General features: G+C 71.9%; 11 protein-coding genes and 1 pseudogene. 4 read left to right on the forward strand and 8 right to left on the reverse strand.

Annotated features, from left to right (window positions below; genetic code table 11):
• Positions 1-63: 63 nt before the first annotated feature.
• From ACWD3C_RS02445 to ACWD3C_RS02470, 6 genes and pseudogenes are all read right to left on the reverse strand, one after another.
• Entirely contained in the window at positions 64-1,821 is a 1,758-nt protein-coding gene (locus tag ACWD3C_RS02445) for a VMAP-C domain-containing protein (RefSeq protein ID WP_451139188.1), read from the reverse strand.
• On the reverse strand, positions 1,818-2,171 hold the full coding sequence (locus tag ACWD3C_RS02450; protein WP_451139190.1) for a CU044_2847 family protein: 354 nt from the start codon (positions 2,169-2,171) through the stop codon (positions 1,818-1,820). Before ACWD3C_RS02450 ends, ACWD3C_RS02445 begins: the two co-directional genes overlap by 4 nt.
• 145 nt (positions 2,172-2,316) lie before the next feature.
• Entirely contained in the window at positions 2,317-3,696 is a 1,380-nt protein-coding gene (locus ACWD3C_RS02455) for a carboxyl transferase domain-containing protein (RefSeq protein ID WP_451139192.1), read from the reverse strand.
• Between the two features lie 37 nt (positions 3,697-3,733).
• Positions 3,734-5,185 carry an acyl-CoA synthetase gene (locus ACWD3C_RS02460; protein WP_451139194.1) on the reverse strand — a complete coding sequence of 484 codons (1,452 nt, stop codon included), beginning with the start codon at positions 5,183-5,185 and terminating at the stop codon, positions 3,734-3,736.
• 58 nt (positions 5,186-5,243) lie between these two features.
• Positions 5,244-5,405 (reverse strand): annotated as a pseudogene (locus ACWD3C_RS02465) (SLC13 family permease); the annotation flags it as partial.
• The gene (locus ACWD3C_RS02470) at positions 5,399-6,937 is read right to left on the reverse strand and encodes a flavin-containing monooxygenase (protein WP_451139230.1); all 1,539 of its coding nucleotides are present in this window, start codon (positions 6,935-6,937) and stop codon (positions 5,399-5,401) included. The gene ACWD3C_RS02470 and the pseudogene ACWD3C_RS02465, both read right to left, overlap by 7 nt.
• A gap of 105 nt (positions 6,938-7,042) precedes the next feature.
• Between ACWD3C_RS02470 and ACWD3C_RS02475 the strand changes: the two genes are divergently transcribed.
• Positions 7,043-7,402, forward strand: a complete 360-nt coding sequence (locus tag ACWD3C_RS02475) for an ATP-binding protein (RefSeq protein ID WP_451139196.1) — start codon at positions 7,043-7,045, stop codon at positions 7,400-7,402.
• Positions 7,403-7,758: 356 nt separating this feature from the next.
• The gene (locus ACWD3C_RS02480; RefSeq protein WP_451139198.1) at positions 7,759-8,280 is read left to right on the forward strand and encodes an N-acetyltransferase family protein; all 522 of its coding nucleotides are present in this window, start codon (positions 7,759-7,761) and stop codon (positions 8,278-8,280) included.
• A gap of 109 nt (positions 8,281-8,389) precedes the next feature.
• On the opposite strand, the gene ACWD3C_RS02485 is transcribed toward ACWD3C_RS02480, so the two are convergent.
• Positions 8,390-9,469, reverse strand: coding sequence for a MerR family transcriptional regulator (locus ACWD3C_RS02485; protein ID WP_451139200.1), 1,080 nt, complete (start codon positions 9,467-9,469; stop codon positions 8,390-8,392).
• Between the two features lie 164 nt (positions 9,470-9,633).
• Between ACWD3C_RS02485 and ACWD3C_RS02490 the strand changes: the two genes are divergently transcribed.
• Complete coding sequence (locus ACWD3C_RS02490) at positions 9,634-10,539, forward strand: ATP-grasp domain-containing protein (RefSeq protein WP_451139202.1); 906 nt, start codon at positions 9,634-9,636, stop codon at positions 10,537-10,539.
• A gap of 60 nt (positions 10,540-10,599) precedes the next feature.
• On the opposite strand, the gene ACWD3C_RS02495 is transcribed toward ACWD3C_RS02490, so the two are convergent.
• Positions 10,600-11,214, reverse strand: a complete 615-nt coding sequence (locus ACWD3C_RS02495) for a hypothetical protein (RefSeq protein WP_451139204.1) — start codon at positions 11,212-11,214, stop codon at positions 10,600-10,602.
• Here ACWD3C_RS02495 and ACWD3C_RS02500 point away from each other — a divergent pair.
• Positions 11,204-11,440 carry a hypothetical protein gene (locus ACWD3C_RS02500; protein WP_451139206.1) on the forward strand — a complete coding sequence of 79 codons (237 nt, stop codon included), beginning with the start codon at positions 11,204-11,206 and terminating at the stop codon, positions 11,438-11,440. The genes ACWD3C_RS02495 and ACWD3C_RS02500 overlap by 11 nt on opposite strands.
• Positions 11,441-11,822: the final 382 nt, after the last annotated feature.

Genomic DNA, 11,822 nt, shown 5'->3' on the forward strand with positions numbered 1-11,822 from the left:
GCGGTACTGGCGGTACTGGCGGTACTGGCCGTGCAGTGCGGTTACGGTGTCGAGGTGTCGAGGTCAGCCGACGGGTGAGTGCTGGTAGCCGACCGGATCGGGCAGACAGCGGGGATCCTCCCAGAGCAGCGCCAGATCGTACGCCCAATGGGGCTCCGCCGACTCGGAGGCGTACGCGGTCTCGCGCAACTCATGGACGTACGACGGGAGTTCACTCGGCGGCAGATCGGCGAGGTGTTCGGCCAGGCGGTCCAGGAAGAAGGCGCCCCGGCAGTCCTCGTGCGAGGGCCCGCCCCGGCAGCCGGAGCGGGGCCACAGCATCACCGGCACGGCCGCGTTCAGGCTCGCCTGGAACAGCCGCCGGGCGCCGTCCGCGCGGGGCGGGGAGCCGAAGCCGACCATGTCGGCGCCCCGGCGCAGCCCGATGGTCAGCTTCACCGGGTCGTGGCCGGACGCGCAGCCGATACGGTGCAGCCGGGCCGACGGCTGGGCGTCGAGGCGCTCCCACTTCTGCAGCAGCTTGTGCTGGAGCCCACCGCTGCGCCGCCGCTCCAGGTCCATGACCACGAGGGGCGCGAAGGAGCCGAGGGGGCTGTCGTCGTCGGCGCTGCGCTGCCAGTGCGCCACGTCCGCGTTGAGCCAGCGGCGCGGCAGCACGAAGGCGATCAACTCCCGGGCGCCCGGCTCCAGTTCGTGGTACGCCTCGTCGATGCGCTCCAGGGCGTACGACCGCACCCGGTCGGCGGTCAGCCGACGCGAGCCGACCACCCGGCGGTACTGCCCGCCGTACGCGGACACCTCCACCAGGAACTGCTGGTCGCCGCGGCCGCTGGGCGCGATCTCCACCAGGATCGGGGACCAGTTGCGGACGCCCTTCGTACGGACCCTGCCCCGCGCGGGCACCGCGGTGCCGCCGGCCACCGTGGTTCGGCCGGTCTGCGGCCACGACCGCAGCGCGGCCCGCGTCGGCGCGTGCTCGACGAAGTCGGCGACACGGCCCGCGAACCGCACGGCCGCCCGCGGATCGGGCACCTCGGACAGGAGGTACCAGGCCGCGTCCCACAGAGAGGCGAAGCCGTGCGCCGGGGGCGGCGGGCCCAGCCGGCCGACGGCGTCGTGGTAGAGGCGCCGCGGGCCGCACTCCGGGCCGACGTGCCGGTCCGCCTCCTCCACCAGCAGCCGGAGCCGTTCCTTCTGCGCGCGGTCGTACTCGGGGGTCGGGATCAGGTCGCCCAGGCGTGGCCAGTAGCGGGCCATGACATGCGCGGGCAGCATCCGGCCGTTGCGGATCTCGGGGCTGCGGGAGGCCGCCGAGACCATGCCGACGACCCGGCCGCTGTCCGCGAGCGTCACCGCCGCGCCGCTGAACCCGGGCGCCAGCGGCTGCCCGCGCTCGGCCCACGCCTCCAGCTGCACCCACTCCCCGGCGATCAACTGGTCGGCGGTGGCCCGGTACTCGGCGAGCGTCCCCTCCTCGTACCGCTTCGGAAAGCCGTACGCGACCAGGCGGCGCGGCGGGTCCCCGTACGCGTCGTAGGGAGCCGCGAACTCGGCCGGTTCGACCGGGACTTCGTGGTCCAGTTCGAGGACGGCGAGGTCGCCGGGGTCCGTGTCACGCCCGTCCCAGCCGCCGTCGGCGACGACCCGGGCGGGGATCGCCTCCTGGCCCGTCCGGGGATGGGCGAAGGAGACGCTCACCTTTTCCGTGTGGCTGCGGGCCACGACATGCGCGCAGGTGACGACATGCCGTTCGGTGACCAGGAAACCGGCGCCCGTGTCACGTCCGCAGCTGATCCTTGCCTGCCAGGAAGCGCTGGTCATGAGGTCGCGGCGGGCTCCGGCGAGCCGTCGGGCGACTTGGGCGACCAGGACAGCTTGACCAGGAGGTGCCCCTCGACCGCGCTCTTCGCGATCAGCGCGCCCGCCTCCGCCGTCAGCTTCACCCCGAACTCGATCTCCACGGAGTCGGGTTGGAGCGAGCCGTCCCGGAACACCCGCAGCGCCGACGCGGCGGCGGCCCGCGCACTGTCCAGGGCACCCTCGAAGGTACGCGCCGCCTGCACCGTCCCGTCGTCACCACGGGCCACGAGACGCGAGCCGACCTCGTCCTCGGCGGCCTCCACAGCGATCACGGCACCGTCGTCCGTCTTGAACTGCACCAAGCCTTCCACTCCGCCCCCGTCCCTCATTTCCCTCGTTCGTGACGCTTGACTTTCCTATTGTCACGCACGGTACTCGGGTTGTCCCGTCCTCCACAGGCCGTGCACAAGACGCGCATGGCGGCGCTCGGACAGGGCGGACAGGGCGGACAGGAGGTCATCCCGGCGGTCGGGGTGCGGTAGCGCCCCCGGTAATGCCTCGCACAACCCCCAGGTCGACCAAGTCCTGCGGCCGTACCCGGAGTTGATCGGCCGTGGCGCGTACCTGGTCCTCGGGGCGCTTGAGGATCGCGGCGGCCGGCTCCGGGGCGATGACGGAGAAGTAACTGTCCGGCGCGGCCCAGGTGTTGCCGGGCGCGGCCAGTGCGAGCGCGCCGCCCGACCCGCCCTCGCCGACGACCAGCGTGGTGACGGGGGTACGGGCGGTGGCCACCGCAGTGAACAGGTCCGCGATCGCCGCGCCCGCGCCCTGCCGCTCGGCCTCGGCGTCGTTTGCGGCACCCGGGGTGTCCACCAACGTCAGTACGGGGATGCCTAGTTGCCCGGCGAGACGGATCAGCCGGGCGGCGGTGCGGTATCCGGCGGGGCGGGTGGCCGTGCCGCACTGCGCCGCGTAGGCGATCGTCCGGCCCTCGCGTTCACCGAAGCCGCACAGCATGCCGGGGTCGGTGCCGCCGCAGCGGTCGCCGCTGATCGTCGTACGGCGGGTGAAGTGCGCGTCCAAGTAGGCCTCGGCACGCGGGCGTTCGGGGGAGCGGGCGCGCAGGACGGCGTCCCAGCCGGTGGCGGGAAGGTCGGTGAGCGCCCTCGGAGCCTCTGGCGGGGCTGCCGCTTCCGCCAAGGGCTTCGTCAGCAGCCCCAGCCACAGCCCCAGCGTCTCCCGCAGCGCCTCCGGCCGTACGACCGCGTCGGCCGCCCCCGCCGCCACCTGGGCCTCGGCCGTGTACGCCGCCGGGTCCGCGTCGGGCGGGCGGACCCGGGAGCCGGCGAAGCCGACCTGGGCGCCGGGCAGCGCCAGGATCACATCGGCGCCGGCGCCCAGGGTGGCCCAGCCGCCGCCGGTCGTCGGGTCCCGCAGCACGGCGATCTGCGGCAGCCCCGCCTCCCGGGTGAGCGCCGACTGCCGTGCCACCCGCTGGAGTTGGGCCAGCGCCCGCATGCCCTCCTGCATCCGGCTCCCGCCCGTCGCCACGAGCGAGACCACGGGCAGCCGGTGCTCGCGCGCATGCACGTACGCCGACTCCAGCCGGTCACCGGTGCGTTCGCCGAGCGAGCCGCCGAGGAAGCCGAACTCGAACGAGATCAGCACGGCCTCCGTACCGCCGATGACCGCGCGCCCGCAGACCACGGACTCCTCCTCGCCGGTGCGCTCGGCGGCACGGGCGCGGGAGGCGTCGTAGCCGTGCCAGGAGAGAGGACCGTCGGGCTCGTACTCCTTGGCGGGGACGGGCAGTTCGTCGAAGCCGGTCGCCACGAGGGCGATCGCCTTGCGGGCGGAGAAGCGGCCGGTCGCGCGGTCGGTCGCGCGGTCGGGCATGTGGGAATCAGGCATGAGGGGGCCAGGCATGCGGGGGTCAGGCATGCTTCAGCGCCCGCTTCATGATCTTGCCCATGTCGTTGCGGGGGAGGGTGTCGATGAAGCGCACGGTGCGGGGGCGTTTGTGGGGTGCGAGGCGGTCGGCGACGTGGCGGGAGAGTTCGGCGTCCAGGCCCTCGTACGGCTGCGTGGCCGGCACGATCCAGGCCACGATGCGCTCGCCGAGGTCGTCGTCCGGTTCGCCGGTGACCGCGGCCTCGCGGACGGCCGGGTGTTCGAGGAGCGCGTTCTCGATCTCGCCCGCGCCGATCTTGTAACCCCCGCTCTTGATCAGGTCGGTGGCCTTGCGGCCGACGATCCGTACGTACCCGTCGGGGTCGCGGACCGCCATGTCACCCGTGCGGAACCAGCCGTCCTCCGTGAACGCGGCGGCGGTGGCTTCGGGCCGGTTGAGGTACTCGGTGAAGAGGTTCGGGCCGCGCACCTGGATCTCACCGACGGTCTCGCCGTCGTACGAGGTGAGGGGCGAACCATCCTCGTCGACGAGCCTCAACTCGACACCGGGCAGCGGGACTCCGACGGTTCCGGGGCGCGGTTCACCGTCCGCGCGCACGCTCGTGTTCATGAGGGTCTCCGTCATGCCGTACCGCTCGATGACCCGCCGCCCGGTCGCCGCCGCGATCCGCTCGTGGTCGTGCACCGGCAGCGCGGCCGAGCCGGAGACCAGCAGCCGCGCCCGGCCGAGCGCCTTCGCCAGCGCCGGGTCCTCGGGGAGCGCCTCCGCGAGCCGGTGGTACATCGTCGGCACCCCGAACAGCATCGTCGCGCCGTCGTTCAGCTCCCGCGCCACGCCCTCGGCGCTGAACCGGCCGAGGTGGCGTACAGAGCCGCCGCGCCGCAGCGGGCCCAGGATGCCCAGGATCAGGCCGTGCACATGGAAGAGGGGCAGGCCGTGCACGAGTACGTCGTCGCCGGTCCACCGCCAGGCGTCGGCCAGCGCGTCCAGGGTTGTGGCGATGGCGCGGCGGGGGATGACGGCGCCCTTGGGCGGGCCGGTGGTGCCGGAGGTGTAGACGACGAGGGCGGGGGAGGCGGGGTCTTCCGGCCGCGGTCCTGGCCCTTGCCCTTGTTCCTGTACGTCGACGTCGACGCGCTCCAGGCCGGCGAGGGCGGAGGAGAGTTCGGCGCCCGGTGAGGTGAGGACGAGGGAGGGCGTGCTGTCGTCGACGATGTGCCCCAGCTCGCTCCCGCCCGACTTGGGGTTGAGCGGGACGGCGGGCACTCCGGCCAGCAGCGCGGCCACGACCCCGACGGCCGTCTCCAGCGTGGGGGTGGCCCAGACGGCGACCCGGCCCGCGCCGGAGACCCGGGCCGCGAGGGCGCTCGCCGTGGCGGCCAGCTCCGCGTACGTAAGGGAGCGCTCACCGAACCGCAGGGCGGGCCGCTCGGCGGGGACGTCGCCGGTGAGGGCCGGGAAGAGGGAGGTCACGCGTCGTACTCCTTGGTCGGTTGCTGGTGCTCTGCAAGGTTGCCATCGTTCGTGTGTGCTACCCCCAGGCGGGTACGACCATGACCAGCCAGACCACCGCGGGTACCACTGCCACCACGATGCCCCCGTACAGCATGAGCTGCCTGAAGAAGCGCTCGCGGTCGACGTCCGGTGCCGCGGCCGACACCGGCGCGCCGTACGTCGAGAACGGGCTCACGTCTTCGCCGAACCCGATCGAGTCAGGCCCGCGTAGCGGTGTGCGACTCCGCCGGGAAGCAGGTACTCGGCCAGCAGGTTGCCGGCGCGGCGGGACGGCAACCCCATGTCGTGCAGGAGCTCGTCCGCGCAGTGGATGTCGTACGGGCCGAAGTCGTAGCCGCCGGAGCCCGGCAGCACCCGCTCCTGCCAGGCCAGGCGAGCGTCGATGGCCCTCCGTATCTCCTGCTCGCCCGGGGTGGTGCGCAGCGTCGCCCGGAAATAACGGGTCAGCCAGTGCGCGGTGAGTTCCACGCCCATGATGTTGTTGAAGACCTGCCGGAAACCGACGAACCCCAACCGGTCGGCGCCGGGGGGCACGATGCCTCGGTAGAGCCGCAGCCGCCCGTCGTCATCGTGCACGCGCACGCTCGGATCCAGGAACGGGAAGACTTTGTGGTGCCCCGTGGCGAACACGATGACATCCGCCGCCACGTCCTCGCCGGTCGCCAGTCGCAGCCCCTTGCCGGTGTACGCCTCGACAGCACTGACCTTGGACGTGATCAGGCCTCTGCGGACGGCCCGCGCGTAGCCGCGTGGCATCACTCCAGCGTGGGCCAGGTGGAAGGGGAGCGCGTGAGCGGGCCGCAACTGCCTCGGCAGCCGGTACAGCCCGGTCGAAATCAGCATGTCGCGGGTGATCAGCCACCACAGAGCCCGCTTGACCCGTTCGTCGATCCGGTCGATCGGACGGACGCAGGCCGGATCGTGGTAGCGGGGCAGGAGCGCCTCACCGAGCCGCGTGAACAGGATCCACTTGTAGCCGACCAGACCGAACAGGAGCCGCTCCGGGACCATCCAGTTCACCTTGCGCTGCACGAGGGTGGCCGACGCAGCCTCGCCCGCGGCGCGGGTGACCAGATCCAACGCGGACTTGCCACCACCCACGACGACCACACGCCGGCCGGCGAACGTCCCCGCCCGCACCTCGTTGGAGTGCAGCACGGTCCCGCTGAACAACTCACGCCCCGGCAACTCGGGCAGCTGGGCATGATGATGAGCCCCACTGGCGACCACGACATAGTCGAACGTCTCGCGACGAACCTCCGCCGCCTCGTCCCCAGCAGGCCGAGACTCGACCAACCAACCGGACGCACCCACCCGCCCAGGCCCCTCCACCGGCCGGACGGAGACCACCTCGGTGCCGGGCCGGACGCGGTCCAGCACACCGAACGTCTCGGCGTACTTCTCCAAGTAGCGTTGCGTGTCCACCGCGCCGGCGAAGTGCAAGCGGTTGGGCAGGTCCGCGAACTCGAAGATGCGGAGCGCGGACTGGTTGGCCAGCCCGTCGTAGCAGCCCTCCGCCGACCAGATCCCGCCGACCTGCCGGTACTTGTCCAAGACCGTGACATCGAAGCCGTTCTCCAGCAGCACCTTGGCGGCGACGATTCCCCCGGGGCCGGCCCCGACAACACACGCTCTCATCAGCTGCCACTCCCCTTGGGTGATCGGCGCGGCGCATTCACCTCGCTCATCATCCCGGCGGCGGACCCCCATGCCCAGCGCACGGTTCACAGCACCTGACAGCCGTTGTCCTGCCGATCACGCGGTCGCGTCCGTGGAGTCCAGACGTGGGACATAGAGGCACACCATGTGATCGGGGTGCAGCTCCGCACCGTCGCGACGAGCCTGTTCGTGGAGGTCTGGGACGGGAGCGACGACGCGCCGGTGATGAAGGACCCGGACATAAGCGCCGAGGGCGGGCGCGGCTTGGTGCTCATCTCCACGCTTACGAAGCAGTGGGACGTCTACCGGCCCGCTGTCGGGGGCGAGGTGGTGTGGGCGGAGCTCGGCCTCTCCGAGCCTGCCGAACCTCCGTCGATCTACGCCCAGCCGCTAGAGATCCGTGTTCCGGGTTGCACGCACCCGCCGCGCGGCCGCACGGAGGAGACGGCTCATCTCGCCCTGATAGAGCGCATGTTGGATGGGACGGAGCAAGAGGACGAGCTGCGGGAGGGCTGAGGGCGACCACTGGTGGGGATGGCTGCGACTGGCTTCGTCATAGGGATGACAACCGCCTGTCGACCTGGGGCAACACGCCAAGGCGGTGGTCACTGCCCGTGAATCCCTGCGGATCGTGCAGTCGACGCCGTTGAGGCGTAACCAGTTTGCCCGCCCGCGTCAGACTGGGTCGGGCCTTGGCAGCATCCGGGAATTGGAGGAGGCTATGGCGGCTGGAGATGGTGCCCTCACCCTTCTACCCGAGGTGCACGGCCCCGGATCGACAGCGCTACGGCCCGCGAGTGCGGCGAGCGCATCCGCGAGACTGTCGGAGAGGGCGCCACATGACACAGCGAGAAACCATCACCGTAGAACTCATGGACGGACCGACCGCCGCACAGGCCGAGGACGCGTTCCGGCTCGTCTACGCCGAAGCGTTCGCGGAACCGCCGTACAACGAGACCGAAGACGACGTCGCGGCCACCTTCCGGCGCTTCCGCTCCCAGACCCGCAAAGCCACCTTCCGCGCCACGCTGGCCCGTACCGAGGGCGGCGAGCCGGTCGGCATGGCATACGGCTACCCGCTCAGCCCCGACACCGGCTGGTGGGACCAACTGACCGCGCCCGTGCCCGACCACGTGCGGCGCGAGGACGGACACCGCACCTTCGGGCTCATGGAACTTGCCGTGCGCGTACCGTGGCGCGGGCAGGGCATCGCGCGCCGCCTGCACGAGACGCTGCTCGACGGCGTCGAGACCGAACGGGTACTGCTCAACGTCCACCCGGACAACAAAGCGGCGTCGGCCGCGTATCGGGCGTGGGGGTACCGCAAGGTTGGCGAGGCGCGCCCGGGGGAGGGCGCGGACCTTCATGACGTGATGCTGCTCGACCTGCGCTGAGCGCGTGGCGGGTGCCTCGCGTGCGTGTACCTGCGGGCCGGGACGGTGGGGCAGAGGAGGAATCCGGTTCCGGTTCCCCTCTGCCCGGCGTACGGCTATGTGGCCTCTCTCAACCCGAGTAGTCGGTCCGCTCCTCCTCCCCACCCTCCACCACATCCGCCACCACACAGCTCACGTTGCCCGGCCCACCCGCCCCGTTCGCCTCGCCGACCAGCGTGCGTACCGCGTCCTCGGGAGGTGCGCCCGATGACAGCACGCGCTCGATGTCCGCCGTCGGGACGACCGACGACAGCCCGTCGGAGCAGAGGAGATAGCGGTCGCCGGGGCGGGCGTCCTGGAGGCGCAGGTCGGGGGTGGGGGAGGCGGTGCCGCCGAACAGGCCCTTGAGAAGCAGGGCGCGTTGGGGGTGCGTGGCGGCCTCGTCGGGGGTCAGGCGGCCCTCGTCGATCATCGACTGGACGAGGGTGTGGTCGTGGGTGATCTGGAAGAGTTCGCCGTCGCGGAGGAGGTAGGCGCGGGAGTCGCCGATGTGGACCAGGGCGAGCTGGGAGCCGGTCCAGAGCATCGCGGTGAGGGTGGTGCCGTCCTCTTCGGTGGACGCGATGTTCCGTACCGCCTGTGTCGCCCCCTGCACCGCGTCCTCCAGCAGGTTCAGCACGCTCCCGGCGGGGAGTGTCTCGCGGTCCAGGGACTTCAGGGCCTCCACGGCGGCCGTGCTCGCCGGGGCCCCGCCCGTGCCGAAGCCGTCGGCCACGGCGAGGACGCGGGCGCCGGCGTAGGCGGTGTCCTGGTTGGCGGGCCGGACCTGGCCGGTGTCGGAGAGGGAGGCGTAACGGAGTTCCAGCATGGTGGTGTCCTTTCCAGCGGTTCCTGTCAGGTGGTCCACGAGGAACGTCGCCAGGTCCCGGCGGGTCGCCGTCTCGGCCTCGACCTGGGACCAGTAGGCCCGGATCTCGCACGCCGCAGCCCTCGGCTCCAGCTCGCACACTTGCCGGATACGGGCGAGCGGCATGCCCAGCCGCCGCAACCACGCCACCAGCCGCGCCCGCTCCAGCTGCTCAACGGCGTAGTAGCGGTAACCCGTCTCCGGGTCGACCCGCGCGGGCCGCAGCAGCTCCAGCTCGTCGTACAGCCGCAGCGCCTTCGGCGACAGCCGAGTGGCCTTCGCGAAAGCTCCGATCGTCAGCATGCCCACGGTTCTCCCTCGGGTCCGGCCGTTCCTCGTTCCGCCACCGATGCTGGGGCTTCACCAAAGGTGAAGGTCAAATGGGTTGTCCCGGTCGCGGGGGCCGTTGTTAGCCTCGCGGCACGCACACGTGACAGGAACATGCGACAGGAACAGTCGTTACGAGGATGGAGTCCACCGTGGCACGCACCGCCGCTCCCCGCATCGCGCTCGTCACCTACGACCCTGGCGCTGAGGAGAGCCTGGACCGCGATCTCCCGGTGCTGGTCAGCGCGTTGAGGGACGCGGGAGCCGGGGCGGAGGCCGTGTACTGGGACGACCCCTGCGTCGACTGGAGCGGCTTCGACCTCGCCGTCATACGGTCCACCTGGGACTACTGGGACCGGGCGGCCGAGTTCACCGCGTGGGCCGAGCGGTGCGGGAAGGCGACACGGCTGGCCAATCCGCCGGAGGTTGTGCGCTGGAACGCCGACAAGCGGTACCTCGGCGAGCTGGTGAAGGCGGGCGTGCCCACCGTCCCGACCCGCTATCTCGCGCCCGGCGAACCCGTCGACCTGCCCGACGACCACGAATACGTCGTCAAGCCCACCTTCGGCGCGGGCTCCCGCTTCGCCGCCCGCTACACACCCAGTGAGCGGGAGACCGCCGTACAGCACATCGCCCGCCTGCACGCCGAGGGCCTCACCGCGATGGTGCAGCCCTTCATGACCGGCATCGACACCACCGGCGAGCGCGCCCTGCAGTTCTTCGGCGGCCGCCTCCTGCACGCCATCCGCAAGGGCGCCGTCCTCGCCCCCGGCACCGCGTACGACGCCCAGAAGGTCCCCCACCCGGACGTCCGCCCCTGGGAGCCCACCTCCGCCGAACTCGCCGTCGCCGAGCGCGCGTTGGCCGCCGTACCGGGGGAGCCCGAGCTGCTGTACGCCCGGGTCGACCTCGTCGACGGGGAGGACGGGCAGCCGTGCGTGATGGAACTGGAGCTGATCGAGCCGCATCTGTTCCTCGACCTGCACGCGGGGTCGGTGCCCGGTGTCGTCGAGGCGATCTTCAAGGCCGCCGCCGGCGCCCCCTGACGGCCGACTCGCAAGGCCCTCGCCGTCTCCTCCTGGCGGCCGATCCGCAAGCCGCAGCCCTCACCCCTTGACGGCCACCCGCTGCAACAACCCCCACGTGAACTCCGCCACGCACTCCCGCCGCACCCCCGAGGCATCCGGCGCCGTGAACGCCAGCCCCCACCGCGTCGGCGCCGTCCCCTCCAAGGGCCGGGCGGGCGCGAAGGCGCGGGCGACCTCGTCGACCGTGCAGGACCAGGGGGTGAGGTCGTCCAGCGTGCGTAGCTGTGGCCCCGCGGCTCCCGGGGCCCGTACCAGCCACTCGTTCCACACCGCACCGTTCGGCGCCAGCAGCACCTCGAAGCGGAGGTCGGGCCAGAGGGGGACGGGCCAGAGGAGGGCTTCGCAGTCCAGGTCGCCGATGCGCCGGGGAGTCGTCGACTCGGGTGTGCCCAGGATCGAGCGGTAGCGGGAGACCGGGGCGCGGGAGCGCGGGGAGCGGACCATGGCCTGCCAGCGCTTGTTCGCCTCGCGCATGTCGGCGATGGAGACGCCCAGGCGGTGGCGGGCGTCCTCGACGAGGTCGGGGTTGTGGTCGGCCATGCGGCGGAGGAGGACGAGTTGGAAGTCCAGGGGGGTGAAGGGGCGACGGCCGGACGGGCTATTGGGGTGTTTTGCGGGCGGCATGAGGGCCATGGTCGCGTACGTCCCGTGCGTCCCGCACCGCCGGGCAGCGACCGTCGGGGAGGAACAGGACCGAGTCGAGTTCCTGCACCGGACCCTTAGCGCCAAGGACGACGATGATTCGCTGCTGTCCGGGGCGATGGAATGGGGTGCGGCCGGTCCGTGTTTCCTGACGGGAGCGGAGGAGGGGCGCATCAAGGCGGCGGGCCAGGACCCCTGGCCTGACGACACCGAGTAAACGGACTCCGACCGACCGTGGACCCCGGGCCCGCCGGTCCTCACCTGACGAGGACCGCGCGGGGCCGGGGCTCGCTCGTTCCGGGGAGAAAGGCCGTGGACCTGCCCGAACGTGGCCTATGTCCGTCTGCTGGTGCCCCGCGTCCGGGCTGTTGTATATGCGTTGGCGTGACGCTGGTCACTGGCGTCGACGGCGCTGCGGGCACCAGCTTCACCACCGTCTACGGGGCAAGCGGCCACTGAGGTCGATTCCTGTGACTACGGCTGTGGGGGGGGGGGGGGGGGGGCCGGGCCCGCCCGCCGCGCCGCGCCATGTACCGACCAGGTAAAACCAAATAGTAAGGGGGGGAGATAAAACGGGCCCCCCGCGCCCCACCGAGAGC

It is taken from the genome of Streptomyces sp. NPDC002845, from assembly GCF_053591955.1.